The following is a 25,122-nucleotide window of genomic DNA, read 5'->3' as shown; positions in this document are numbered from 1 at the left end:
TGAACCTCCGTCCCCTTACCGTCCGTCTTGTGGAGAGTAAAATGAGTCAGGACATCAATAACACCGTTGCGACAAGCAAAACCCGTCGCGTCATCAAGAACCTGCGCTGGTACGTGCTGGTGCTGTTCTTACTTGGCGTCACCGTTAACTACATCACCCGAAATTCGTTAGGCATTCTTGCCCCCGAGCTGAAAGAGAGCCTCGGGATCACCACCGAGCAGTACTCCTGGATCGTTGGCGCGTTCCAGATCGCCTACACCATTTTCCAGCCCCTCTGCGGCTGGCTGATTGACGTGATCGGCCTGAAGATTGGCTTTATGGTCTGCGCCGGGATCTGGGCGCTGATGTGTATTTTCCACGCGGGTGCCGGAAGCTGGCTGCACCTGGCGATCCTGCGCTTCTTTATGGGTGCCTCTGAGGCCGCCGCTACCCCGGCGAACGCCAAAACCATTGGCGAGTGGTTCCCGAAATCAGAACGACCTGTTGCCGCCGGCTGGGCGGGCGTGGGCTTCTCCATCGGCGCGATGCTGGCTCCGCCAATCATCTACTTTGCTCACGCCTCGTTTGGCTGGCAGGGGGCGTTTATGTTTACCGGCGTGCTGGCGCTGCTGTGGGTGATCCTGTGGTGGGCGTTCTACCATAACCCGGAGCAGCACCCGAACCTGAGCAAGGACGAGCTGGCGTTTATCAAGCAGGATAACGAACCGCCAGCCGTCAAACTGCCCTTCCTGACCGCGCTGAAAACCGTCTCGAAAAACAAACGCTTCTACGGTATCGCCATCCCGGCCTTTATGGCGGAACCCGCCTGGGCTGTGCTGAGCTTCTGGGTACCGCTGTACCTTGCCAAAGAGCACGGCATGGACCTGAAGCAGATTGCGATGTTTGCCTGGCTGCCGTTCCTCGCCGCCGACCTCGGCAGCGTGGCGAGCGGCTACCTGACGCGTCTGTACACCCGTCTGTTCGGCTGCTCCCGCGTTAACTCGGTCGTCGCCAGCTCCGTGACCGGCGCGTTCCTGATGATCTCGCTGGCCATCGTGGCCATTACCCGCGACCCGTATATCACCATCGTGCTGATCTCCATCGGCGGCTTCGGGCACCAGATCATCTCCTGCATGCTGAGCGCCCTGGTCGTGGAGTCGTTCGACAAAGGCCAGATGGCGACCGTCAACGGCATGCGCGGCTCGGCGGCGTGGATCGCCAGTTTCCTGTTCTCGCTGTTAATCGGTGTGACCGCCGACAAGATCGGCTTTAACCCGCTCTTTATCGCCATGGGCTTCTTTGACCTGATTGGCGCTGTCTTCCTGGTAGCATTTATTGCTGAACGTCGCGCCAAGCGCGCCTGATAGTGGATGTATTGCATATGAAAACCCTGAAAAACTGGACCGTTGATATACAGTCGGCAAACCATCTGGAACTGCTGGTCGATAACCAGCACCGCCTGTGCCTGTATGTGCTGGAAGAGAACCTTTTCCGCGTGCTGATTAAGCGCAAAGGCGAGCTGGCGCTGGACCGCACCTGGAGTATCGCTCCGGAAAAAGACGTGCCCTGGGAAGGCCGCCGTCGTGACGACATAAGCGGTTTCTCCTGCCCGGCCTGGAACCTGACTCAGCAGGGTGAGACGCTAACCGTGGCAACCGAACAGCTGCGCGTGACCGTCCACCAGCCGCTGTGGCTGGAGTGGCACTACCGCAATGAGGCGGGCGAATGGCTGCCGCTGGTCAATGACCGCCCCACCAGCGCCTACCTGCTGAACGCCCACGGCGACGGCGTGGCGCACTATCTGAGCCGCCGCAAGGACGAGCGTTTCTACGGACTGGGCGAGAAAGCGGGCGATCTGCAGCGCAACGGTAAACGCTATGAGATGCGCAACCTCGACGCAATGGGGTACAACGCGGCCAGCACCGACCCGCTCTACAAGCACATCCCGTTCACTATCACCCGCCGCGATGACGTGAGTTACGGCCTGTTCTACGACAACCTGAGCAGCTGCTGGCTGGATCTGGGTAACGAAATCGACAACTACCACACCGCCTATCGCCGCTGGCAGGCGGAAGCGGGCGATATCGACTACTACATCTTTACCGGCAAGCGCGTGCTGGACGTCACCAAGGCCTTTGTGCGCCTCACCGGGAAAACGCTGTTCGGACCGAAGTGGAGCCTGGGCTACAGCGGCTCGACCATGCACTACACCGACGCGCCGGACGCGCAAAACCAGCTGATGAACTTCATCCGACTGTGTGAAGAGCACGCCATCCCGTGCGACTCGTTCCAGCTCTCCTCCGGCTATACCTCCATCAACGGCAAGCGCTACGTCTTCAACTGGAACTATGACAAAGTGCCGCAGCCGAAGGTAATGAGCCAGGCGTTCCACGACGCGGGATTGAAGCTGGCCGCCAACATCAAGCCGTGCCTGCTGCAGGATCATCCTCGCTATAACGAAGTGGCGGAGAGCGGCCTGTTCATTCGCGATTCAGAAACCGATGCACCCGAACGTTCCAGCTTCTGGGATGACGAAGGCTCGCACCTCGACTTTACCAACCCGCAGACGGTGCAGTGGTGGCAGAACGGCGTCACCACGCAGCTGCTGGAGATGGGCATCGACTCCACCTGGAACGACAACAACGAATATGAAGTGTGGGACGGGGAAGCGCGCTGCTTTGGCTTCGGCAAGGAGATCGCCATCAAGCACATTCGCCCGGTGATGCCGCTGCTGATGATGCGCGCCTCGCTGGAAGCGCAGCAGCGCTTTGCGCCGGAAAAACGCCCGTATCTGATCTCCCGCTCCGGCTGCGCCGGGATGCAGCGCTACGTTCAGACCTGGAGCGGCGACAACCGCACCAGCTGGGACACGCTGCGCTATAACATCCGCATGGGGCTGGGCATGAGCCTGTCGGGGCTGTTCAACGTCGGCCATGACGTGGGCGGTTTCTCCGGCGACAAGCCGGACGCCGAGCTGTTCGTGCGCTGGGTGCAGAACGGCGTGATGCATCCGCGCTTTACCATTCACTCGTGGAACGACGATCGCACCGTGAACGAGCCGTGGATGTACCCGGGCGTCACCCCAGCCATTCGCGGCGCGGTTGAGCTGCGCTACCGCCTGCTGCCGTATCTCTACACCCTGCTCTGGCAGGCGCACGCCGACGATGAGCCGATGCTGCGTCCGACCTTCCTCGATCACGAGCACGATGCGCAGACCTTCGAAGAGTGCGACGACTTCCTGCTGGGCCGCGACCTGCTGGTCGCCAGCGTCGTCGAAGCCGGGCAGCGCGAGCGCCGGGTCTGGCTGCCGGATAACGAAATGGGCTGGTATGATTTTTACACCCACGCGTGGTATGCAGGCGGGCAATCCATCGTCCTCGATGCGCCGCTGGAAAAACTGCCGCTGCTGGTGCGCGCCGGAGCCGGTCTGCCGCTCAGCGAGCGCATCACGCATGTGAGTGCCGAAAAAGATACGACCCGCGAGCTGAAGTTGTTCCCGGTGAAAGGCGTCGGCACGACCTCCGGGCTGCTGTTTGAAGACGACGGTGAAAGCTGGGGTTATCAGAACGGCAATGCGCTGTGGGTGGAATGGGAAATGGTGTGCGACGGCGCAACTATCAACCTGAAGGTCAACGCGCGCGGGGATTATCGTCCGGCGTGGAAGGCGCTGAAGGTGTCGTTACCGGCGGGGGAAAAACGTACGCTGCGGGTGAAGGGGGTTGAAGGGAGTGAGTGGGTGCTCTGAACATTGCCGGGTGGCGGCTTCGCCTTACCCGGCCTACAAAGTCACCCGTAGGCCCGGTAAGCAAAGCGCCACCGGGCTTTTTTTTAGCCGTCGATACCTTTGCTGCGCAGGTAATCTTCGTAGTTACCAGTGAAGTCCACCACGCGCTCTGGCGTAATTTCGATCACGCGGGTCGCCAGCGAGCTGACAAACTCACGGTCGTGAGAGACGAAGATCAGGGTGCCCTGGTACATCTCCAACGCCATGTTCAGGGATTCGATAGATTCCATGTCCAGGTGGTTAGTCGGTTCGTCCATCACCAGGATGTTTGGTTTTTCCATCATCAGCTTGCCGAACAGCATGCGGCCTTTCTCACCACCGGAGAGCACTTTAGCCGGCTTTTTGATGTCGTCCTGGCTGAACAGCAGACGACCCAGAATGCTGCGCACCGCCTGCTCGTCGTCGCCTTCCTGCTTCCACTGGCTCATCCAGTCAAAGACGGTCAGGTCATTTTCGAATTCGTACTCATGGTCCTGCGCGTAGTAACCAATCTGCGCGTTTTCGGACCATTTCACGGTGCCGTTGTCCGGCTGCAGTTCGCCGACCAGGGTTTTCAGCATGGTGGATTTACCCACGCCGTTGGCGCCCAGAATGGCAATCTTCTCGCCCACTTCCAGCAGCAGGTTGAAGTTTTTAAACAGCGGGCCTTCATCGAAGCCTTTGGTAAGGGCTTCCACTTCCAGCGCGTTACGGAACAGCTTCTTGTCCTGCTCGAAGCGGATGAACGGGTTCTGACGGCTGGAGGCTTTAACCTCTTCCAGCTTGATTTTATCAATCTGACGCGCGCGCGAGGTTGCCTGACGCGATTTAGAGGCGTTGGCGCTGAAGCGGCTGACGAAGGACTGCAGGTCAGCAATCTGCGCTTTCTTCTTGGCGTTATCCGCCAGCAGACGCTCGCGCGCCTGGGTGGCCGCCGTCATGTACTCGTCGTAGTTGCCCGGATACACGCGCAGCTCGCCGTAGTCCAGATCCGCCATGTGGGTGCAGACCATGTTCAGGAAGTGACGGTCGTGCGAGATGATGATCATGGTGCTGTCGCGATCGTTAAGCGTCTGCTCCAGCCAGCGGATGGTGTCGATGTCCAGGTTGTTCGTCGGTTCGTCGAGCAGCAGGATGTCCGGGTTAGAGAACAGCGCCTGAGCCAGCAGCACACGCAGCTTCCAGCCAGGCGCGACTTCGCTCATCGGGCCGTAATGCTGTTCAACCGGAATGCCCACGCCCAGCAGCAGCTCGCCCGCGCGCGCTTCCGCAGAGTAACCGTCCATCTCGCCGTACTGCGTTTCCAGGTCGGCCACTTTATAGCCGTCTTCTTCGCTCATTTCGGCCAGCGCATAGATGCGATCGCGCTCCTGCTTCACTTCCCACAGCTCCGCGTGCCCCATGATCACGGTGTCGAGCACGGTGAACTCTTCGAAGGCGAACTGATCCTGACGCAGCTTACCGATGCGCTCGTTCGGATCGAGCGACACGTTGCCGAGGGTCGGCTCCAGATCGCCGCCGAGGATCTTCATAAAGGTGGATTTTCCGCTACCGTTGGCACCAATCAGGCCGTAACGGTTGCCGCCGCCAAATTTGACGGAAATGTTTTCGAACAGCGGCTTACTGCCAAACTGCATAGTGACGTTGCTGGTAACTAACACGGGGAGATTCCTGCGAAAAGTGTGATAAACACGGCATTATGCCACAATTCCGAATTGAGATCCCGCGTTGCAACCATCCACTAAACTTTAACAAAATCGAAAAAAATGTGATTTCGTACACATCTGAATTCCCTGTGAGCGGGAATGCACATATAATGCGCTCCCATCACAGATTCAGACTTATCAACTCATCGCCTGAATGGCTTAGATACCTCGCACAACATGAACATGAAATTAACAGCGCTTTTTGCGGCGGCGTTAGCCGTAGTAGGTTTTTGTAAGACCGCGTCTGCGGTGACGTATCCCCTGCCGACCGACGGAAGCCGTCTGGTGGGTCAAAACCAGGTGGTGACGGTTCCTGAAGGTAACTCTCAGCCGCTGGAGTATTTCGCTGCGCAGTACCAGCTGGGCCTGTCTAACATGCTGGAAGCGAACCCGGGCGTTGACCCGTACCTGCCGAAAGCAGGTACCGTGCTGAATATTCCTCAGCAGCTGATCCTGCCGGATACCGTTCATGAAGGTATCGTAATTAACAGCGCCGAAATGCGTCTGTATTACTACCCGAAAGGCACCAACACCGTGATCGTGCTGCCAATCGGTATCGGCCAGTTGGGTAAAGACACCCCGCTGAACTGGACCACCAAAGTTGAGCGTAAGAAAGCGGGCCCAACCTGGACGCCGACCGCCAAAATGCACGCAGAATACATCGCGGCGGGCGAACCGCTGCCAGCCGTTGTACCGGCAGGCCCGGATAACCCAATGGGTCTGTACGCGCTGTACATTGGTCGTCTGTATGCGATCCACGGCACCAACGCCAACTTCGGTATCGGCCTGCGCGTGAGCCACGGCTGCGTGCGCCTGCGTAACGACGACATCAAGTTCCTGTTCGAAAACGTGCCGGTCGGTACGCGCGTGCAGTTCATCAACGAACCGGTGAAAGCAACGTCTGAACCAGACGGCAGCCGCTACATCGAAGTGCACAACCCGCTGTCCACCAGCGAAGACCAGATCAACAACAACGAAGTCGTTCCTGTTACGCTGAACAGCGCGGTGCAGGCGGTGACGTCTCAGCCAGACGTCGAAACGGCGATTGTTGACCAGGCCGTGCAGAACCGCTCCGGTATGCCGGTGCGTTTGAACTGATAAAGAAGCATTAAAAAAGCGGGCCTCGTTGCCCGCTTTTTTTTACCCGTTATTCACGATCACGATCCCGCCGTGGTCGTAGCGATAGTGGCAGTGGGCATACTCCAGCGGCGTGCCATCCTCCAGATAAATCACCTGCTCCACCTCCAGCACCGGATCGGTTTCCTCGCAGACCAGATGCTCCCTGTCCAGCGCGCTGGGCTTAAGCGCACGCACCACCCGGTACGACCCCATAATTTTCAGCCCCAGCGTTTCCTGAACGTACTGGAACACTGAAGCTTCAAGATGGTTTTTCGTCAGGCCCGGAACCAGATTCATCGGCATCACCGTGGAATCCAGCGACATCGGTTCACCGTTCAGCAAACGGAGTCGAATAAAGTCATAGATCGGCGCATCGGCGTTAATCATCAGCGACGCCTGCTCTTTTTCATTCGGGAAGCGCAGCTCGAAATGCACCACCTGGCTCGTGACCGTGCCCAGATGTGCCCAGGTTTTGGTCGCGCCAAAGTAGTCGCTGCCGGAGAGATCCCACTGCGAGAGCTGGAGGAAGTTTTTACGGATGAACGTGCCCTGGCCCTGACGGGTATAGACCAGACCTTCGACGATCAGCTGGCGCATCGCCTGCTGAATGGTCATCCGACTGGAGCTGAACTCCGCCGCCAGCGCAAACTGGTCCGGCAGGGGTTCGTTGGCGGCGTACTGCTGGCTGATAATGCGTTTCTTAATTTCCCGCGCTATGGTGATGTACTTCGCCGCCATCGTCCTTCCTTTCTGTTAGTTTTCTATCCCGCTGTTTTTCAAGGCCACTCGCTCGGCAATTTTGAGGAAAGGCAGGTAGAAGAATACACCAAATACGATGATTGCCAACTGCACCACCACCGCCCGCCAGTCCCCCGCCGTGGCCAGCCAGGCGCTCAGGATCGGCGGCGTGGTCCACGGGATCATCACCACGCAGCGCGACATTAACCCCAGCGTGGTACAAAGCCAGGCGAAATAAATGCCGATGGCGGGCAGCAGCACGAATGGGATCATCAGCGGCAGGTTAAACACGATCGGCAGGCCAAAAATCACCGGCTCGTTGATATTAAACAGGCCCGGCGCCAGCGAGAGACGCGCCACCTGCTTCGCCGACTGCTGGCGCGAGAAAATAAATATCGCAATCAGTAGCGAGATCGTGCTGCCCGTGCCGCCTACCATGCCGAACGTCGGCACGAAGATATTGTTGATGATGTGCGGAATGGGCTGACCGTTGGCGAAGGCCAGCATGTTTTCGTTGGTATTGATCAGCAGGAACGGCTCCAGCACCACGCTGTTGACCACCGACTGATGAATACCGAGCGTGAACAGGAAGTTGCCGAAGCTGTAGATGAAAATCGTCCCCGGCAGGCTGGTGTTAATCAGCCGCAGCGGCTGCTGGATGAAGGTCGTAATGAGATGGATCAGGTCCGTATGCAGCACGTTTGCCAGCACCGCCGCCAGCACCGCAAACAGGGAGAGCGTGAGGATGGTCGGGATCAGCGCGGTAAAAGATTTGCTCACCGCCGGAGGCACGTTTTCCCCCAGCGAAATGTGCAGCGCCTTCAGGCGCGAAATAGCGATAAACACTTCCGTTGAGAGCAGCCCAATCAGCACCCCGGCGAAAATCCCGGTGGAGCCGATATTGGCGAACGTCAGCACCTGGGTGACGTTCACCGTGGTATCGCTGCCGACGGGCATAATCTGCAATCGCATCGGCATCATGATGATGAAGCTGCTGACGGCGATAACCACTGCCGAGACCGGATTGTCGAAATCTTTGTTGCGCGCCAGCGACCAGGCAATCATCGGCGCCAGCAGCAGCGCGGCAATGTTCAGCGTGCCGTTGATAATCGCCTCGCCCCACACTTTGAAGTGTGCCAGCGTATCGCCGTGAAAAATCCACGGAAACACCACGTTGTTCACCAGCACCGCCAGACCGGCGAGGATGAAAATCGGCATCACCGTGGCGAAGGCGTCGCGCAGGGAGCGCAGGTGCACCTGGTTTGCCAGGCGCGCCGAGAACTCGACAAATTTATCGACAAAGGACTGCATGTGCGGTGTGATTTTTGTTTCAGACATAGCGGAGTGTTCCCATCAATCAGTCACAAAAACGGCCCGGCAGCGTACGGCTTACATCTCGCGTCCGTTGGTATGGATAACCTGTTTTAACCACGCGTAGCTCTTCTTCGGAACGCGCTTCAGGTCTTTCAGGTCGTGGTTTTCCCGGTTGACATAGACCACGCCGTAGCGCTTACGCATGTCGCCCTGGGAGCTGAGAATGTCGATCAATCCCCAGCCGAGGTAGCCAATGACCTCTGCCCCGTCCTCGAACATCGCCGCTTTCATGGCCTCGATGTGCGCCCGGTGATAGTCGATGCGGTAGGTGTCCTCAATCGGGTTCACGCCGTCCCATGACTCAATCACCCCAATGCCGTTCTCGATCGGGAACACCGGCAGGCGCCAGTCGTTGGCGTAGCGGGTGATGATGGTGCGGAAGCCCAGCGGATCGATCTGCCAGTTCCACTCGGTGGACTTCAGGTACGGGTTATTTTTCTCGCCGTGCAGCAGGTAATAGTTCACCGGCGTGCCTTCCGGGATCGCATCGCTGTCCAGCGTTTTGCTGGCGTAATAGCTGAAGGCCATATAGTCGTTCTTTGTACGGGCGAACAGGGCCAGGTCCTCGGCGCGGTAGATATCACCAAAGCCCTCCTGTTCCACCACCGCCATCACCGCCGGGCTGTAGCCCAGCCCTGCGAAGACGCGCAGCAGGTTCTGGTTGAGAAACTCGTCATACTGCTGGGCGCAGAAGATATCGCGCGGTTTGCAGGTAGCCGGGTAGATCAGCTGGTGCGCCAGCATGCCGCCCATCAGCTGGCCCGGTTTAGTCTGGTGCAGGTATTCGGTCAGCGCCATGTGCGCCACCATCGTATGGTGCTGCAGCTCGTACAGCTCGCGCAGGGTTTTCTCGCCTTTCATATAGCCGGAAATACGGAACGCTTCCGGCATATGGAAGATGTTCTGCTCGTTGAAGGTCAACCAGTACTTCACGCGGTCGCCATAACAGTCGATCATCTTTTTGCCATATCGGATAAAGGCGTCCATTACGCGGCGGTCGTTGAAGCCGTTGTACTCCTGCGCCAGCGCCAGCGGCATATCGAAATGGTACAGGCAGATCATCGGCTCGATGCCGCGGGCGATCAGATCGTCAATAAAGCGGTCGTAAAATGCGATGCCTTCGTCGTTGAACGGGCCGTCACCCTGCGGGCAGACGCGGCTCCATGAGATCTGGAAGCGGTAGCAGTTCATGCCCAGATCCTGCATCAGATCGAAATCTTCCCGGTAGCGGTGGTAGGAGTCGGTCGCCACTTTCCAGTCGGACACGTTTTCCCCGGCTTCACGAATGTCATACACCGACATCCCCTTCCCGCCTTCGTTCCAGGCTCCTTCCGTCTGCATGCTGGAGACCGAGTTGCCCCATAAAAAGTTGGCCGGTAGCTGATGGTTCATGTTTTCTCCCTATATGACTAGTCATTTAAAATTTCATGTCTAGTCATATAGGCGATGATGAAAAGAGGATCAAAGAGGAGGATCGTTTTTTGTGAGCAAGGCGGGAAAAAAAGCCCCGGTAAGCGATGCACTCCCGGGGCAAGAAGGGTTACTGTTGCGCGAGCTGATTACGGCGATACTCTCCCTGACGCTCCAGCATCCAGCCAGGATATTCCCGCGGCAGCGCGCTGACCGCATCCAGCTGTTTAAGCTCGTCTTCGCTGAGAAGGATCCCGGTGGCGGCAATGTTGTCGTCCAGCTGTTCAACGCGTTTCGCGCCAATGATGACGCTGGTCACCGCTTTTTGATGTAGCAGCCACGCCAGCGCGATTTGCGCGACGGAGACGCCCTTGCTTTCGGCGATAGTGCGCATCACGTCCACGCAGTCGAAGGCGCGATCTTTATTCACCGGCGGGAAGTCAAACTCCAGACGACGACCACCGGCTTCGCTCTGCCCGTCGCGGCCATATTTTCCGCTCAGCAGGCCGCCCGCCAGCGGGCTCCAGACCATCAGCCCGACGCCTTCGCTCTGCATCATTGGCACCAGCTCACGCTCAAGATCGCGTCCGGCGATGGTGTAATACGCCTGCAGTGATGCGAAACGCGCCAGCCCGAGACGCTCGGAAATGCCCAGCGCTTTGGCAATCTGCCACGCCGCCCAGTTCGAGACGCCGATATAGCGCACGTGGCCGTGCTGCACCAGGTTATCCAGCGCATACAGCGTCTCCTCAATCGGCGTGGCCGGGTCGAAACCGTGAAGCTGATAGAGATCGATATGATCGAGCTGCAGGCGGCGCAGGCTCTCCTTCACGCTGCTGATGATGTGATAGCGCGAGCTGCCGCGCGAGTTCACCCCGGCGGTACCCGTTTCGCCGAATACCTTGGTGGCAACCACCACGTTCTCGCGCGGGACGTTGAGGTTTTTCAGCGCCTGCCCGAGGATCGTCTCCGAGCGCCCTTCCGAATAGACGTCAGCGGTATCGATGAAGTTAATGCCCGCATCCAGCGCGCGGCCCACCAGCTGCTCGGCTTCGTTTTGCTTAAGCTGGCCAATCTTGCCCCACATGCCGTCTTCACCACCGAAGGTCATGGTGCCGAGGCACAGTTCAGAAACAAACAGTCCGGTGTTGCCCAGTTTTTGATAACGCATAAGATAATCCTCGCATGTCGTTTAAGGGGTACCCGATAGTTATACCCGCCCCTCAGCGATCGCGAATGTGGCGTTCCTGTCCGTTTCTTGCCCAATCCTCTGAATATTTATCCGCGCGGGGCGTCGCCAAAGACGCTGTAGTCCGGTAATTGCACCTGCTGATACGGCTCCCAGCCGCCGCCGAGCGCCTTGTAGAGCGCCACCAGATCGAGCGCGCTCTGCACCTGCGCCTGCGCGCGCTGCTGCTGGGCCTGCGCCAGCTGTCGCTGGGCGTCCAGCACGTCAATGAAGCTGGCGATCCCCTGGCGGTAGCTGTCGCTTGCCAGGTCAAACGCGTTTTGCAGCGCATCGATCGTTTTCGCCAGCCCCGCTTCACGCTGCTGGTCGGTGCGATAGCTCACCAGCGCATTTTCGACATCGCCAAGCGCGGTGAGCACCGTCTGACGATAGTCCAGCACCGCCGCACCCTGCTGCGCGCGCGCCACCTTCACGCTGGAGACCAGTCGACCGCCCTGGAAGATGGGAATGGAGACCTGCGGGCCAAAGCTGTAGAAGTGGCTGCTCCAGTCGGTCAGCCAGTTGGTTTCGCTGTTGCGCAGGCCAAACTGCCCGGAGAGGGTAAAGCTCGGGAACAGCTCCGCCACAGAGACGCCGATTTGCGCCGTGGCGGCATGAAGGTTCGCCTCCGCTTCGCGCACGTCCGGACGGCGGCGCGCCAGCGTCGACGGAATGCCGGTCTGCACAATATCCGGCAGCGCGGGCATCGGCTGCACGCTCTGCAGTTCCGCATCCAGCGCCCCCGGCGGCTTACCGAGCAGGATCGCCAGGCCGTTCATCGCCTGCCGCTCCTGCGCCTGATATTGCGGAAGCTGTGCTTCAAGGTTGCCTAACTGCGCCCGGGCGTTTTCCACGTCCATCTGCGGCGACAGCCCGCCGCGCTGGCGGCTCTCGGTCAGATCCAGCGTCTGCTGCGCGCTCTCAATCTGGGTGTTCAGCGTGGCGATAATGCTCTGCGCCCCGCGCAGCTGGAGCCACGCGCGCGCCACTTCCGCCTCCAGCGACACCAGCGCGTCGTTACGCTGTTCGATAGCCGCTTTCTGCTGCGCTTCGGCGGCTTCCACCTGACGGCGCACCTTGCCCCACAGGTCGATTTCCCACTGGGCGTCGAAGCTGCCCTGGTAGAGGTTGATCGGCTGCGTCAGCGGTCCCAGCGCGCCCTTGAGAGCGGGATCGATGCTATCCACCTGGTCATATACGCCGTGGGATTTCAGCTCCCCTTCCAGCCCGAGCTGCTGGCGCGTCGCCTGCAGATTGCCGTTCACCGACGGATAAAACGCCCCGCCCGCCTGGTTAATCTGTTCACGCGCCCCGGCGATGCGCAGCACCGTCTGCTGCAGCGTCAGGTTCCCGGCGATGGCGCGTTCAACCAGGCTGTCGAGCTGCGGCGAGCCGAACGTTTTCCACCAGCGCGGATTGGTCGCGGCGGAGGTGGTTTGCGACTTCACCGAGCCGTCGCCTTTATCGTTCCAGTGCGTGACGGCAGGTGACGCGGGCTGCTGGTAGTCCGGCCCGACGGCGCAGCCTGCCAGCAGCATCATTATCATCAGGGGGTGTAAACGTCTGTGTATCATCAATGTGCTCCTGCACTCCCCTCGCTCTTAACCGGCGAGAGCAACAAACAAAACGGAATCAATAGCAAGGCCACCGCGCTCAGAATGGTGAAGACGTCGATGTAGGCCAGGAAGCGCGACTGCTCAATCATCGTCTGGTACATACGTCCGGTGGCGATGCCGGTGGGATCGCCCACCTGGGTGGTGAAGTTCTGGATCGCCTGCGCGCTTTCGCGTATCGCCTGCTGAAACTGCTCGTTAAACGGCGAGGCATGGTACGCAAGGTGCGCACTGTGCGCCTGCGAGCGCTCGGTAATCGCCGCCGTCGACAGCGAGATCCCGACCGAGCCCGCCACGTTGCGGAACATGGTGAACAGCGCCGCCGCATCGGCGTTCAGCCGCCTTGGTATTGAGATAAAGGCAATGGTAGTCAGCGGCACAAACAGGAACCCCAGCCCCAGCGACTGGGCGCTGCGGAACAACACCAGGGTTTCGAAGTCGATATCCGGGGTCAGCGTGCGCGACCAGAAGAACGACACCGCCAGGCAGGTAAAGCCAAAGGCGATAATCCAGCGCGTTTGCACCACCGGCATCAGCTTCAGCACCAGCGGAATGGTCAGCACAATCAGCACCGCTCCGGGCGACAGCACTAGCCCGGACCAGGTGGCGGTATAGCCCAGGTCCTGCTGCGCCAGCTGCGGGATCACCACCGAGCTGCCGTACAAAATCATCGCCATCCCCGCCATCAGCAGGCTGGAGATGGCAAAGTTGCGGTCCTTCATGCAGTGCAGATCCACCACCGGTTTTCTGGCATACATCAGCCAGTAAATCGCACCAATGATGCCGATCAGCGTTAATACCGCGAAAGTGCGGGTAAAGTTCGAGTTAAACCAGTCTTCGTCTTCTCCCCGGTCGAGCATCACCTGCAGACAGCCCAGTCCCAGGGCGATCAGGCCGATCCCCGTCCAGTCGATGGTCAGCTTCTCTTTAGACTTGCTCTCCCACGGCGGATCTTCCAGCAGCTGGTAGATCGCCAGCACCGTGACAATCCCCACCGGGATGTTGATAAAGAACACCCAGCGCCACGAGTAATTGTCGGTGATCCAGCCCCCCAGCGTCGGGCCGAGGACCGGCGCAACGATAATCGCGATGGACGAGAGCCCGAAGGCTTTGCCCCTGTCCTCCGGCTTGAAGTAGTCGAGCAGCACCGACTGCTGCGTCGGCTGCAGCCCGCCGCCAAAGAAGCCCTGCATCACGCGGAACAGGATGATCTGCCACAGCTCGGTGGCGATCCCGCACAGGAACGAGCAGACGGTGAACATGACGATGCAGATCAGGAAGAACTGCTTGCGGCCAAACACCCGGCTCAGAAACGCCGAGATGGGCAGCACGATGCCGTTCGCGACCAGATAGCTGGTTAACACCCATGTGGATTCGTCATAGCTGGACGAGAGCGAACCCGCCACGTGGGGCAGCGCCACGTTGACGATGGTGGTGTCCAGAATTTCCATAAACACCGCCAGGGTGACGACAATCGCCACCGCCCACGGGTTGCTGGCGGGCTTCCAGCTGTCGTGGCTGTGGTCCGTCATTCCACCGTCACCTTCGGCGCAACCGAGAGCCCCAGCGGCAGCGGTTTGTTCGGATCGAGCCCCTTATCAATCACGATTTTCACCGGCACGCGCTGCACAATTTTGACGAAGTTACCGGTGGCATTTTCTGCCGGGAAGGCCGAGAAGCGCGAGCCGCTGCCCTGCTGGATGCTGTCAACGTGGCCCTCGAGCGACATATCCGGCCACGCGTCGACGGACACGGTGACCTTATCGCCGGGCTTCATGCGCTCAAGCTGGGACTCTTTGAAGTTCGCCACCACCCACACGTTCGGCGAAACCAGGGAGAACAGCGCCGTTCCCGCCTGCACCAGCGTGCCGGGCTGCACGTTGCGTTTGGTGACAAACCCGTCGAACGGAGCGCGGACTTCGGTGTAAGAGAGGTTCAGATTGGCCGTTTCCAGCTGCGCTTTCGCCTGATCGACCTGACGCTGGCGCGCTTCAACGTTGGTTTCCTGCTGGCGGATTTGCAGCTGTACCTGCTCTGCCACCTCCAGCTGCGCCTGGGCGCTGGCCAGCCCCGCCTGCGCGCTGCGTAGCTGAGCGTTCGCGGAATCAATACTTTGCTGGGTGGTTGCCCGCGGGTCGACGCCGCGCTGGCGACGGTACTCCGCCTGCGCGTTCGCCAGATCGGCCTGCGCTTTCAGCACCTGCGCTTTGGCTTCGTCACGCTGGGCGGGATACTGCACTTTTGAAAGCGCCAGCTGCGCCTGAGCCTGATGCAGCTGCGCGATAGCCAGCCCAAGCTGGGCCTGGGCCTGATCGCGCTGGGCGGTGGTATCACGCGGATCGATGACCACCAGCAGATCGCCCTTTTTCACGCGCTGGTTATCACGCACGCGCAGCTCGGTGACGTAGCCCGCCGTTTTGGGGGCAATCGTCACCACGTCGCCGTCGGTAAAGGCGTCGTCGGTCGTCTCTTCGTTACGGGTTAAAAACCACCAGACCAGCGCCACGACGACCATCACCACCACGACAATGCCGAGGATAATTAACGGTTTTTTGCCCGGGCGCTTACGCGCATTATTGTTTTTGTCCTGCTCGTCAGCAGGCGGGTTTTGATCTTCAGCCATAGGTCAGCAACGGTCCTGTCAGTGAGCGGCATCACACTATGCCGTTCACTAAAGCTAGGACGTTGCTATACGTTTGCCAGGAAAAACTGACAAATTGCGCACTATATGAGAAGGAATAGTCCGAAACCGATCGCCGCGGCCCAAACCAGCATCGGAATCGACCAGACGTGGAAACGCCACCAGATACGACGGTCGTTGGCCATACGCAGGGCAATCAGGTTGGCCAGCGAGCCGGGCAACAGCCCAAACCCGCCGATATTCACCGCCCAGGCCAGGAGCGTATCCGGCGGAACGTAGTTGAGCAGCAGAATGGTGGAAGGCACGTTGCTGATAAACTGCGACAGGCCAATCGCCGTTAGCCACAATCCCGGCTGAGACAGCGTGCTGACGCTATGCAGCACGTTCTGCAGCACCGGAAGCTGGATGAGAAGATGCACATCAATAAACATCGCCATAAAGACCAGCAGCAGCGTCCAGTCCACGCTCACCAGCACGCGCCGCGCCAGAACGACAAACCCTGCGGCAACGAGCAGGACGCCCGCCAGCTCAACCTTCAGCTCCAGCGCAAACAGAAAGACAATGTATAACCCGAGACAGCTCCACACCAGACGCGGCTGCCACTGCGGGCCCGTGGTGCCGCTGTGGTACTGCAGTTTTTTATCCGGGAAGGCAAACCAGCAGACCGCCAGCAGGGACAGCATCATCACCAGCGCCAGCGGGGCCGTCTGCCAGGTAAAGGCGGCAAACGACAGGCCGGAACGGCCCCAGAGCAGGATATTTTGCGGGTTGCCGATAGGCGTCAACAGAGAACCGGCGTTAACGGCGAGCGCTTCAAAGATAATCAGACGACTGACCGGAATTTCACAGAGCTTACGCAGCGTGAGCGTGAGGGGCACGATGATAAACAGCGCCACATCGTTGGTCAGAAACGTCGACAGCACCGCGGCGGAGAACACCATAAACAGGGACAGCCTGCGTTCGGTGGCAAACCGGCGCACCATTTTACGTCCCAGAACGTCAAAATAGCCGCTCAGCTCGACCCCTTTGGTGAGCATCATCAGGCCGCTCAGGGTAATGATGGTGCGCCAGTCAATCGCGGCGGGCCAGGCGTGTGGGGCAAACGGCACAAAGAGGCTTAACGCTGCGCCAATGAGTAATAACAGATGGAAAAAACGATCGCGTGCCAGGGCCTGCAGTCCAGGGATTTTCATTCAGCGGAGGGACCATATTTAAGCGTAAATTCACGAAATTTCACCAGCGTCTCTTCGCTAACGTGGTGTTCCATTCCTTCCGCATCCCGGCGGGCGATCTCCGGGCTGACGCCCAGCACCAGTAAAAAATTCTCGACAAGCTGATGGCGCTCGCGGCTCTCCTGCGCGAGTTTCTCCCCCTCCGGCGTCAGAAAAACACCGCGCCAGGGGATCATTTCTATTAAGCCCACGGAGGCCAGGCGTTTTAACATTTTAGCGACAGTTGGCTGTGAAACCCCCAGCCTGGCGGCCATATCGACCTGGCGCGCTTCACCAACCTCACGGATCAGATCGGAAATGAGTTCAACATAATCATCAATCAGTTCACGCCGGTGCGCTTCACGGACCTGGCGAAAACCTTCGACATGTTCTTCAACATTCACCAGTTGCGTCGTTTTCCTCATTGTCGGATGACCTGCGCGACGGTTCATTGTACTTCCTCAGTGGGGTGACGCTTCCAGCGCCCGGTTTCGAGAGCGCACATTGTAAACCATAGCTCCGCAAGCACAAAAAATTAACGAAATAGCCATAGCTATACAATATAGCCTGTGCTATATCTGTATGTAATGCAGTCACCCTTCACGGATCGAAGGGATCAAAACTCAGGAGGTCTTATGAACGAATTCAAGAGGTGCATGACCGTGTTTACCCACTCTCCTTTTAAAGTGCGCTTAATGCTGTTGAACATGCTGTGCGATATGTTTAACAACAAACCGCATCAGGACGACAAACCTTCCCACTAAGCGGCGTTGCGGTACGCCGCTTCATTTTCCCGTCACAATCTCGCTCTAAACTGGCTTCCAGCCGCCTTATTCCCGATCTTTTTTACGGATTTGCAATCCCCTTCGCAAAACATCTGCTTAGCAACTGTTGATATTATTTAGCGCTCGCACTATCTTCTTGCAGCCCTGCACAATTTGCGGCTCGCTGAAGCGGACCCTCATTCCCTCTCCACGCACTGTCAGGCAGGTTATGACCCTTGACGCCAGGGTGAGCACATGGCGTTTTCATCCATGATAGTGACCTATGAATGTAACCCTGATAGATACCGTTGTGACCCGCAGCCGGGCCTTAAGCCCGTGGACGGGTTTTTACTTTTTGCAGTCTTTACTGATTAACTTTGCGCTGGGTTATCCCTTTAGTCTGCTCTACGCGGTGGCGTTCACCTGCGTTCTGCATTTGCTGTGGCGATCCGCACCGCGCGTGCAAAAAGCGTTAATCGGCATCTGTTCGCTGGTTGCTGCACTCTATTTCCCGTTTGGTCAGGCTTACGGAGCGCCAAACTTTAATACTCTGCTGGCGCTGCACTCGACCAATATGGAAGAGTCCACGGAGATCCTGACGATCTTCCCGTGGTACAGCTACGTAGTCGGGATCTTTATCTTCGCGCTGGGCGTTATCGCCATCCGCCGTCAGTCGGGCGAGAAAAAATCCTGGGGTAAGATCGAAATACTCTGTCTGGTGTTCAGCATTGCCGTGGCCTTTGTCGCTCCCATCCAGAATATTCCCTGGGACGGTAAGCTAAGGCTCAGCAATATCGGTTATCCGGTTTTCCGCTTCGTGAAAGACGTCGTTGTAAACAATAAAGAGGTTCTCGACGAACAGGCGCGCATGGCTGAGCTTTCCAATATGAAAGACACCTGGAACGTGCTGGCCGTTAAGCCGAAATATCACACCTATGTGGTGGTGATTGGCGAAAGCGCGCGTCGCGATGCGATGGGAGCGTTTGGCGGTCACTGGGATAACACACCGTTTGCCAGCTCAGTCAAAGGCACGCTGTTTACCGATTATGTCGCGGCCAGCGGCTCGACGCAGAAATCGCTCGGCCTGACCCTTAACCGGGTGGTGGATGGCAAACCGCAGTATCAGGATAATTTCGTCACCCTGGCAAACCGTGCGGGTTTTCAGACGTGGTGGTTCTCTAATCAGGGGCAAATTGGCGAATATGATACGGCCATCGCCAGTATCGCCAAACGCGCTGACGAAGTGCAGTTCCTGAAAAATGGCGACTTCGAAGCCGACAAAAACACCAAAGACGAAGCGCTGTTGAAAATGACGGCACAGGTCTTCGCCACCCCGCGCACCCAGCCTCAGCTGATCGTCCTGCACCTGATGGGGTCGCACCCGCAGGCCTGCGATCGGACCGGAGGGAAGTACGCGGAGTTTGTGCAGTCCAAAGAGACGTCCTGCTATCTCTACACCATGACGCAAACCGACGACCTGCTGAGCAAGCTGTACGATCAGCTACGCAATACGGGCGACAGCTTCTCCATGGTCTATTTCTCGGATCACGGGCTGGCGTTTAAAGAGCGTGGTAAAGAGGTGCAGTACCTGGCGCACGATGACAAGTTCCAGCAGAACTTCCAGGTGCCGTTTATGGTGCTGTCGAGTGATGATAAAACGCATCGCGTCATTAAAGCGCGTCGTTCAGCAAATGATTTCCTGCAGTTCTTCTCGCAGTGGACCGGGATTAAGGCTGAGCAGATAAAAAATGCTTACCCGTTTGTCTCTAACAAGAAAGCTTCCCCAGTGTACGTTACCAACTTCAAGTTACAGAAAGTTGACTACAACCATCTGGGTACGGATATTTTTGATATTAAGAGTAAGTAGCGGTCTGACGCCCTCACCCTGGTCCACGGGGGGAGGGATCCCCAGTATTTTTTTCCTTAAAGCGATGAACGTTGCTTTAGCAAAATTAATGACTTACAGCGACGCCCTGGTCCGGCTGTAAATCGCCGAAGCGTTTCCGTAAGGCCGGGGCGAGGCGCACGGATGCGCCGAGAGGGCGTGGCCTGCAGGGATGCAGGCTCATGCCCGACCCGATAGCCTGAAGGAATAAGCTGAGGGCACCGCGAAGCGGCGATTTACCGCCGGGAGCCCGGGTCGCCAGGGCGGCGGCGATTGAGCCGCCCTGGCACGTTCACAGGTCATGCTGTTACAGAGTAGCAATGAACATAAAGTGAACGGAATGACCACCTGAGCCGTATGTTCCCCCTCACCCCAGCCCTCTCCCTCAAGGGAGAGGGGGTCGTCCGTGCAGGCATTATTTTGTGGGGATTTCTCAGCCCACGGGGAGAGGGAACAAACACTCAAAACGGCAACCTGGGGTTGCCGTTTTGCTTTTACCTTCCAAAAAAAAATCCGCCACATTGGGCGGATTTTTTATTTAATCACCGAAGTGATTAGAAGCGGTAACCTACGCCAGCGATCCAGGTGCCAACGTCAACGTTGCGGATACGGCTCTGCTCATAGGAGAAGTCCAGAGCAACGTCCTGGATTGGGTTGAACTGCAGGCCTGCGCCATAGGAGAAGCCATAGTCGCTGTTGCTTGCAGTGCGGTTCAGACCCTGGTTTTCGGTCTGCTGGAATTTACCGTAGCCAACACCTACAACACCGTAGATGCTCGCCCAGTCATTCAGACGGTAAGCCGGGCCCGCGGTGATACCGTAGTACTGGCCTTTGTTGTATGCGCCGTTTTCAGAACGATCTTTCTCGGTGTAGGTGAAAGAACCGATCACGCCCAGTGGGTTGTTATCCTGCTCGTAGCGATACTTCAGGTTGAAACCGTTAGCTTTGTTCATCACGCCCTGATAGTCGCTCTGAGCGTAACCACCAGTAACAGTAGAAGTAGCAGCTACAGCGGTACCTGCGGAAACAGCCAGTACAGCGGCCAGTGCTGAAAGACATGCAATTTTTTTCATAACCACCTCAAATGTGATCCAAGTAAGTCCGTAAGTTTTAAATATATCAAAAAAATTTGCGAAACTCTTTGTGATTCGTGATGTCTAATGAAACCTTTCCTGTAACAGAACGTTTCCAGCGTCAGCTATCTCTTTCAAATCACATGCAATTTTCACTACTAAATGCGCATAGTGCGCGTCTGCGCAGTTACATTCATCCAGATTATTCCTAATCTGACAGGCGATAAATCCACCAGCGCTTAACCATTTTACGGATTTGACGTGGTTTTTTTTCAACAGCGCCTCAACCGTAGCCGCATATTTCCTTTACACTGCAACTTTTACCTCATTTGACATAAGCTGACAGGAGAAAGGATGCCTGGGTTATCCCGCACGTCGTCGGTCTGGTTGCCGGTCGCAGTCATACTCATTGCCATGTTGTCCATTCAAAGCGGTGCTTCGCTTGCAAAATCGCTTTTTCCGCTGGTCGGTGCGCCTGGGGTAACAGCCCTGCGTATCGTCCTGGGCACGGCGATACTGGTGGTTATTTTCAAACCCTGGCGTCTGCGATTCAAAAAGGAGCAGCGTTTACCGTTGCTGTTTTATGGACTCTCCCTGGGGGCAATGAACTACCTGTTCTACCTCTCTATTCAGACGATACCGCTGGGGATCGCCGTCGCGCTGGAGTTTACCGGCCCGCTGGCGGTGGCGCTTTTTTCCTCGCGACGTCCGGTCGATTTTATCTGGGTCGTGTTAGCCGTTCTGGGGTTGTGGTTCCTGCTGCCGCTGGGCAAGAGTGTTTCTGAGATTGATCTGACGGGCGCAGCGCTGGCGCTGGGTGCAGGCGCCTGCTGGGCCGTCTATATACTTACGGGCCAGCGTGCAGGAGAAGAGCACGGTCCGGCGACCGTCGCGTTGGGGTCACTGATCGCTGCTATCGTCTTTGTGCCCATCGGCATGGCGCAGGCGACCGAATCTATCTGGCAATGGTCCGTCATGCCCATCGGGCTGGCGGTCGCGATCCTCTCTACCGCACTTCCCTATTCTCTGGAGATGATTGCCCTGACGCGTCTGCCGACGCGCATATTTGGCACCCTGATGAGCATGGAGCCTGCGCTAGCCGCCATTTCCGGGATGGTGTTTCTCGGCGAAACCCTGACATTGACCCAGACGCTGGCGCTCTGCTCGATTATCGCGGCATCAATGGGCTCGACGCTCACCATGCGCCCTGAACCTAAAGTGGAGAAAGTGGATATCCGCTAAGCCCATATATTCTGCATGGCTTCCATGCCATGCAGAATAAAGGCCAGAAAGACTGTCGTTATAATTTTTTACACACTTTACCCTATTTTCAAAATATCCCTCTGGGTTTACATTCCCAGCCAGTAATTAAGATTGATCTGTATCAATTTTAAAATTTTAGATTAATTTCAATGAGTTAAATTCTCAACCTCCTTCTCGCTATTAAACCGATAGGCACAGCCAAACCGCAGGAAAAAAATCCGGTGCTATACTTAGTTCCGTAATTACCTGGGACATAAACATCAAGAGGATATGAGATTATGAGTACCGCTAAACTGGTGAAAACGAAAGCGTCTAATCTGCTTTATACCCGTAACGATGTATCGGACAGCGACAAAAAAGCAACCATTGAGTTGCTGAATCGCCAGGTGATCCAGTTCATCGATCTTTCGTTGATCACCAAACAGGCCCACTGGAATATGCGCGGTGCAAACTTTATTGCCGTTCATGAAATGCTGGATGGCTTCCGCACAGCACTGGTGACCCACCTCGACACGATGGCTGAACGTGCCGTTCAGCTAGGCGGCGTGGCGCTGGGTACCACGCAGGTGATCAACAGCAAAACGCCACTGAAGAGTTATCCGCTGGATATCCATACCGTTCAGGATCACCTGAAAGAGCTGGCGGACCGCTACGCGATTGTGGCAAACGATGTGCGCAAAGCGATTGGCGAAGCCAAAGACGAAGATACCGCAGACATCTTCACCGCCGCGTCCCGCGACCTGGATCAATTCCTGTGGTTTATCGAATCTAACATCGAATAATTCATACGAATTTTCTATCAAACCCTCGCCCTCCGGTGAGGGTTTTGCACATCTATGGTGCACAGTTTTTGTCTGCACACCTGCAAAAGTGAACGAAATGTAATAATCACCTCACACAACCGTTAACGGAAGATTGTTTTTTCGTCATAATTTACGCTAAATATCTCCCCGTCAGTTGAGCCAAACGAAGCGCACCAAAACAGTGCTCCACTTTGGTGCAATAAAACCTCATTGCCCCATTTAATGTGCAATGTATGACATCATCCCCTTTGCAAAACAATAGCTTGTAAAGTTGGCACGATTTTTTCATTGTGCCACCTGTTCTCGCAGGGGATCGCCCCGTGGATATAAAAGGAAATGCTATGAAGTCTGTATTAAAAGTTTCACTGGCTGCACTTACCCTGGCTTTTGCGGTGTCCTCTCAGGCTGCCGACAAACTGGTTGTGGCGACCGACACGGCGTTCGTTCCGTTTGAATTCAAACAGGGTGATAAATACGTTGGTTTTGATGTGGATCTGTGGGCCGCAGTCGCAAAAGAACTCAAACTGGATTACACCCTGAAGCCGATGGACTTCAGCGGCATCATCCCGGCATTGCAAACCAAGAACGTTGATCTGGCGCTGGCGGGCATCACCATTACCGATGAACGTAAAAAAGCGATCGACTTCTCTGACGGCTACTACAAAAGCGGCCTGCTGGTGATGGTCAAAGCTGATAATAACGACGTAAAAAGCGTGAAAGATCTCGACGGCAAAGTGGTGGCAGTGAAGAGCGGCACCGGTTCGGTTGATTACGCGAAAGCAAATATCAAAACCAAAGACCTGCGTCAGTTCCCGAACATCGACAACGCGTACATGGAACTCGGCACCAACCGTGCTGATGCGGTTCTGCACGACACGCCGAATATCCTGTACTTCATCAAAACCGCGGGCAACGGCAAGTTCAAGGCGGTTGGCGAGTCTCTGGAAGCCCAGCAGTACGGTATCGCGTTCCCGAAAGGCAGCGACGACCTGCGCACGAAAGTTAACGGCGCACTGAAAACGCTGAAAGAGAACGGCACCTATAACGAAATCTACAAAAAATGGTTCGGTACCGAGCCTAAATAATAAGACGTAACAATGATGTTCACTCGGGGGCGACCTTTCGCCCCTGCTATTTTTGAAACACGGTAACAGTAACAGGAAATTATCATGCAGTTTGACTGGAGCGCCATCTGGCCTGCCATTCCTATCTTGCTTGAAGGCGCTAAAATAACCCTGTGGATTTCGGTCCTGGGTCTGGTTGGTGGGTTGATTATCGGTCTTGTCGCCGGTTTCGCTCGCACCTACGGCGGCTGGATTGCAAACCACATCGCACTGGTTTTCATCGAAGTGATCCGCGGCACCCCAATTGTCGTACAGGTCATGTTCATCTACTTCGCCCTGCCAATGGCGTTCACCGACCTGCGCATCGATCCGTTCAGCGCAGCCGTCGTCACCATTATGATCAACTCAGGCGCTTACATTGCGGAAATCACCCGCGGTGCGGTGCTGTCGATTCATAAAGGTTTCAGTGAAGCCGGTCTGGCGCTAGGTCTTTCTCGTCGCGAAACGATCCGCCACGTTATTCTGCCGCTGGCGCTGCGTCGCATGCTGCCACCGCTCGGTAACCAGTGGATCATCAGCATTAAAGATACGTCGCTGTTCATTGTTATCGGCGTGGCCGAGTTGACCCGTCAGGGTCAGGAGATCATTGCTGGCAACTTCCGCGCGCTGGAAATCTGGAGTGCGGTAGCCGTTGTCTACCTGATCATTACTCTGGTTCTGAGCTTCGTTCTGCGTCGTCTTGAAAGAAGGATGAAAATCCTGTGATTGAATTTAAAAACGTTTCCAAGCACTTTGGCCCAACCCAGGTGCTGCACAATATTGATCTGAACATTAAACAGGGTGAAGTGGTGGTGATTATTGGGCCATCCGGCTCCGGTAAATCCACCCTGCTGCGCTGCATCAACAAGCTGGAAGAGATCACCAGCGGCGATCTTATCGTCGACGGTCTGAAGGTGAACGACCCGAAAGTGGATGACCGTCTGATTCGTCAGGAAGCGGGCATGGTGTTCCAGCAGTTCTACCTGTTCCCGCACCTGACGGCGCTGGAGAACGTGATGTTTGGCCCCCTGCGCGTGCGCGGCGCCAACAAAGCGGCGGCAGAAGCGCTGGCCAAAGATCTGCTGGCGAAAGTCGGCCTGGCTGAACGCGCGCACCACTACCCTTCTGAGCTGTCCGGTGGTCAACAGCAGCGCGTGGCGATTGCCCGCGCGCTGGCGGTCAAACCGAAAATGATGCTGTTTGATGAGCCTACGTCCGCACTCGACCCGGAGCTGCGTCACGAGGTGCTGAAAGTCATGCAGGATCTGGCGGAAGAAGGGATGACGATGGTTATCGTGACCCACGAAATCGGCTTTGCTGAGAAAGTGGCGTCCCGCCTGATCTTTATTGATAAAGGCCGTATCGCGGAAGACGGTAACCCGCAGGCGTTGATTGCGAACCCGCCGAGCCAGCGTTTGCAGGAGTTCCTGCAGCACGTCTCCTGATCGT

21 protein-coding genes are annotated in these 25,122 nt (G+C 57.0%); 10 read left to right on the top strand and 11 right to left on the bottom strand.

Going from position 1 to position 25,122, the window contains the following annotated elements:
- Positions 1-41: 41 nt before the first annotated feature.
- Both P349_RS22690 and P349_RS22695 read left to right on the top strand, forming a co-directional pair.
- Complete coding sequence (locus P349_RS22690; RefSeq protein WP_024908695.1) at positions 42-1,343, top strand: MFS transporter; 1,302 nt, start codon at positions 42-44, stop codon at positions 1,341-1,343.
- A gap of 17 nt (positions 1,344-1,360) precedes the next feature.
- Positions 1,361-3,724 (top strand): glycoside hydrolase family 31 protein, encoded by a 2,364-nt coding sequence (locus P349_RS22695; protein WP_032649381.1) that lies wholly within the window; start codon positions 1,361-1,363, stop codon positions 3,722-3,724.
- Positions 3,725-3,807: 83 nt separating this feature from the next.
- Here P349_RS22695 and P349_RS22700 read toward each other — a convergent pair whose 3' ends face one another.
- Complete coding sequence (locus P349_RS22700; RefSeq protein ID WP_008501187.1) at positions 3,808-5,403, bottom strand: ABC-F family ATPase; 1,596 nt, start codon at positions 5,401-5,403, stop codon at positions 3,808-3,810.
- 222 nt (positions 5,404-5,625) lie between these two features.
- Between P349_RS22700 and ldtB the strand changes: the two genes are divergently transcribed.
- The gene (ldtB, locus tag P349_RS22705; RefSeq protein ID WP_032649383.1) at positions 5,626-6,546 is read left to right on the top strand and encodes a L,D-transpeptidase; all 921 of its coding nucleotides are present in this window, start codon (positions 5,626-5,628) and stop codon (positions 6,544-6,546) included.
- 42 nt (positions 6,547-6,588) lie between these two features.
- Here ldtB and P349_RS22710 read toward each other — a convergent pair whose 3' ends face one another.
- The 9 genes from P349_RS22710 to mntR all read right to left on the bottom strand — a co-directional run bounded on the left by P349_RS22710 (position 6,589) and on the right by mntR (position 17,234).
- Positions 6,589-7,305, bottom strand: a complete 717-nt coding sequence (locus P349_RS22710; RefSeq protein ID WP_024908700.1) for a GntR family transcriptional regulator — start codon at positions 7,303-7,305, stop codon at positions 6,589-6,591.
- 15 nt (positions 7,306-7,320) lie between these two features.
- Positions 7,321-8,643 carry a PTS sugar transporter subunit IIC gene (locus P349_RS22715; protein WP_032649384.1) on the bottom strand — a complete coding sequence of 441 codons (1,323 nt, stop codon included), beginning with the start codon at positions 8,641-8,643 and terminating at the stop codon, positions 7,321-7,323.
- 51 nt (positions 8,644-8,694) lie between these two features.
- Positions 8,695-10,071, bottom strand: coding sequence for a glycoside hydrolase family 1 protein (locus P349_RS22720; protein WP_032649386.1), 1,377 nt, complete (start codon positions 10,069-10,071; stop codon positions 8,695-8,697).
- A 148-nt stretch (positions 10,072-10,219) separates the two neighbouring features.
- Positions 10,220-11,260, bottom strand: a complete 1,041-nt coding sequence (locus P349_RS22725; protein ID WP_032649388.1) for an aldo/keto reductase — start codon at positions 11,258-11,260, stop codon at positions 10,220-10,222.
- Between the two features lie 107 nt (positions 11,261-11,367).
- A complete protein-coding gene (locus tag P349_RS22730) occupies positions 11,368-12,891 on the bottom strand; it encodes an efflux transporter outer membrane subunit (RefSeq protein ID WP_032649390.1) in 1,524 nt (507 codons plus the stop codon).
- Positions 12,891-14,462, bottom strand: a complete 1,572-nt coding sequence (locus P349_RS22735) for a DHA2 family efflux MFS transporter permease subunit (protein WP_032649392.1) — start codon at positions 14,460-14,462, stop codon at positions 12,891-12,893. Before P349_RS22735 ends, P349_RS22730 begins: the two co-directional genes overlap by 1 nt.
- Positions 14,459-15,553, bottom strand: coding sequence for an HlyD family secretion protein (locus P349_RS22740; RefSeq protein WP_032649395.1), 1,095 nt, complete (start codon positions 15,551-15,553; stop codon positions 14,459-14,461). The genes P349_RS22735 and P349_RS22740 overlap by 4 nt, the downstream gene beginning before the upstream one ends.
- Before the next feature lie 101 nt (positions 15,554-15,654).
- The gene (locus tag P349_RS22745) at positions 15,655-16,764 is read right to left on the bottom strand and encodes an anion transporter (protein WP_032649398.1); all 1,110 of its coding nucleotides are present in this window, start codon (positions 16,762-16,764) and stop codon (positions 15,655-15,657) included.
- Positions 16,761-17,234 (bottom strand): manganese-binding transcriptional regulator MntR, encoded by a 474-nt coding sequence (gene mntR, locus P349_RS22750; RefSeq protein WP_023310887.1) that lies wholly within the window; start codon positions 17,232-17,234, stop codon positions 16,761-16,763. The genes P349_RS22745 and mntR overlap by 4 nt, the downstream gene beginning before the upstream one ends.
- A 183-nt stretch (positions 17,235-17,417) precedes the next feature.
- Between mntR and mntS the strand changes: the two genes are divergently transcribed.
- Positions 17,418-17,546, top strand: a complete 129-nt coding sequence (gene mntS, locus P349_RS22755) for a manganase accumulation protein MntS (RefSeq protein ID WP_014831181.1) — start codon at positions 17,418-17,420, stop codon at positions 17,544-17,546.
- Between the two features lie 283 nt (positions 17,547-17,829).
- Positions 17,830-19,413 carry a phosphoethanolamine transferase gene (locus P349_RS22760; RefSeq protein WP_032649400.1) on the top strand — a complete coding sequence of 528 codons (1,584 nt, stop codon included), beginning with the start codon at positions 17,830-17,832 and terminating at the stop codon, positions 19,411-19,413.
- 572 nt (positions 19,414-19,985) lie between these two features.
- Here the strand turns inward: P349_RS22760 and ompX are convergent.
- Entirely contained in the window at positions 19,986-20,504 is a 519-nt protein-coding gene (gene ompX, locus P349_RS22765; RefSeq protein ID WP_024908709.1) for an outer membrane protein OmpX, read from the bottom strand.
- Positions 20,505-20,858: 354 nt separating this feature from the next.
- Between ompX and rhtA the strand changes: the two genes are divergently transcribed.
- From rhtA to glnQ, 5 genes are all read left to right on the top strand, one after another.
- Positions 20,859-21,746 carry a threonine/homoserine exporter RhtA gene (gene rhtA, locus P349_RS22770; protein ID WP_024908710.1) on the top strand — a complete coding sequence of 296 codons (888 nt, stop codon included), beginning with the start codon at positions 20,859-20,861 and terminating at the stop codon, positions 21,744-21,746.
- A gap of 299 nt (positions 21,747-22,045) precedes the next feature.
- Positions 22,046-22,549, top strand: coding sequence for a DNA starvation/stationary phase protection protein Dps (dps, locus tag P349_RS22775; protein ID WP_010428924.1), 504 nt, complete (start codon positions 22,046-22,048; stop codon positions 22,547-22,549).
- Between the two features lie 362 nt (positions 22,550-22,911).
- Positions 22,912-23,655: a glutamine ABC transporter substrate-binding protein GlnH gene (gene glnH / locus P349_RS22780; RefSeq protein WP_023310880.1), complete on the top strand. Its 744-nt coding sequence runs from the start codon at positions 22,912-22,914 to the stop codon at positions 23,653-23,655.
- Between the two features lie 84 nt (positions 23,656-23,739).
- Positions 23,740-24,399 (top strand): glutamine ABC transporter permease GlnP, encoded by a 660-nt coding sequence (gene glnP, locus P349_RS22785; protein WP_032649402.1) that lies wholly within the window; start codon positions 23,740-23,742, stop codon positions 24,397-24,399.
- Positions 24,396-25,118 (top strand): glutamine ABC transporter ATP-binding protein GlnQ, encoded by a 723-nt coding sequence (gene glnQ, locus P349_RS22790; RefSeq protein WP_032649405.1) that lies wholly within the window; start codon positions 24,396-24,398, stop codon positions 25,116-25,118. Before glnP ends, glnQ begins: the two co-directional genes overlap by 4 nt.
- The last annotated feature ends 4 nt before the right edge of the window (positions 25,119-25,122 follow it).

Source organism: Enterobacter sp. DC4, assembly GCF_000568095.1.
Classification (GTDB): Bacteria; Pseudomonadota; Gammaproteobacteria; order Enterobacterales; family Enterobacteriaceae; genus Enterobacter; species Enterobacter pseudoroggenkampii.
Note: the sequence above shows the minus strand (reverse complement) of the source record. Positions and strands in the feature narration are given on the sequence as shown.

What these genes read in the sequence shown, in the direction of transcription:
- ldtB (WP_032649383.1), top strand. Translation starts at nt 5,626, where the DNA reads ATGAACATGAAATTAACAGCGCTTTTTGCGGCGGCGTTAGCCGTAGTA.
- P349_RS22725 (WP_032649388.1), bottom strand. Translation starts at nt 11,260, where the DNA reads ATGCGTTATCAAAAACTGGGCAACACCGGACTGTTTGTTTCTGAACTG.
- P349_RS22715 (WP_032649384.1), bottom strand. Translation starts at nt 8,643, where the DNA reads ATGTCTGAAACAAAAATCACACCGCACATGCAGTCCTTTGTCGATAAA.
- glnP (WP_032649402.1), top strand. Translation starts at nt 23,740, where the DNA reads ATGCAGTTTGACTGGAGCGCCATCTGGCCTGCCATTCCTATCTTGCTT.
- P349_RS22730 (WP_032649390.1), bottom strand. Translation starts at nt 12,891, where the DNA reads ATGATACACAGACGTTTACACCCCCTGATGATAATGATGCTGCTGGCA.
- P349_RS22690 (WP_024908695.1), top strand. Translation starts at nt 42, where the DNA reads ATGAGTCAGGACATCAATAACACCGTTGCGACAAGCAAAACCCGTCGC.
- dps (WP_010428924.1), top strand. Translation starts at nt 22,046, where the DNA reads ATGAGTACCGCTAAACTGGTGAAAACGAAAGCGTCTAATCTGCTTTAT.
- P349_RS22735 (WP_032649392.1), bottom strand. Translation starts at nt 14,462, where the DNA reads ATGACGGACCACAGCCACGACAGCTGGAAGCCCGCCAGCAACCCGTGG.
- ompX (WP_024908709.1), bottom strand. Translation starts at nt 20,504, where the DNA reads ATGAAAAAAATTGCATGTCTTTCAGCACTGGCCGCTGTACTGGCTGTT.
- P349_RS22720 (WP_032649386.1), bottom strand. Translation starts at nt 10,071, where the DNA reads ATGAACCATCAGCTACCGGCCAACTTTTTATGGGGCAACTCGGTCTCC.
- glnH (WP_023310880.1), top strand. Translation starts at nt 22,912, where the DNA reads ATGAAGTCTGTATTAAAAGTTTCACTGGCTGCACTTACCCTGGCTTTT.
- P349_RS22695 (WP_032649381.1), top strand. Translation starts at nt 1,361, where the DNA reads ATGAAAACCCTGAAAAACTGGACCGTTGATATACAGTCGGCAAACCAT.
- P349_RS22760 (WP_032649400.1), top strand. Translation starts at nt 17,830, where the DNA reads ATGAATGTAACCCTGATAGATACCGTTGTGACCCGCAGCCGGGCCTTA.
- mntR (WP_023310887.1), bottom strand. Translation starts at nt 17,234, where the DNA reads ATGAACCGTCGCGCAGGTCATCCGACAATGAGGAAAACGACGCAACTG.
- rhtA (WP_024908710.1), top strand. Translation starts at nt 20,859, where the DNA reads ATGCCTGGGTTATCCCGCACGTCGTCGGTCTGGTTGCCGGTCGCAGTC.
- P349_RS22740 (WP_032649395.1), bottom strand. Translation starts at nt 15,553, where the DNA reads ATGGCTGAAGATCAAAACCCGCCTGCTGACGAGCAGGACAAAAACAAT.
- P349_RS22710 (WP_024908700.1), bottom strand. Translation starts at nt 7,305, where the DNA reads ATGGCGGCGAAGTACATCACCATAGCGCGGGAAATTAAGAAACGCATT.
- mntS (WP_014831181.1), top strand. Translation starts at nt 17,418, where the DNA reads ATGAACGAATTCAAGAGGTGCATGACCGTGTTTACCCACTCTCCTTTT.
- P349_RS22745 (WP_032649398.1), bottom strand. Translation starts at nt 16,764, where the DNA reads ATGAAAATCCCTGGACTGCAGGCCCTGGCACGCGATCGTTTTTTCCAT.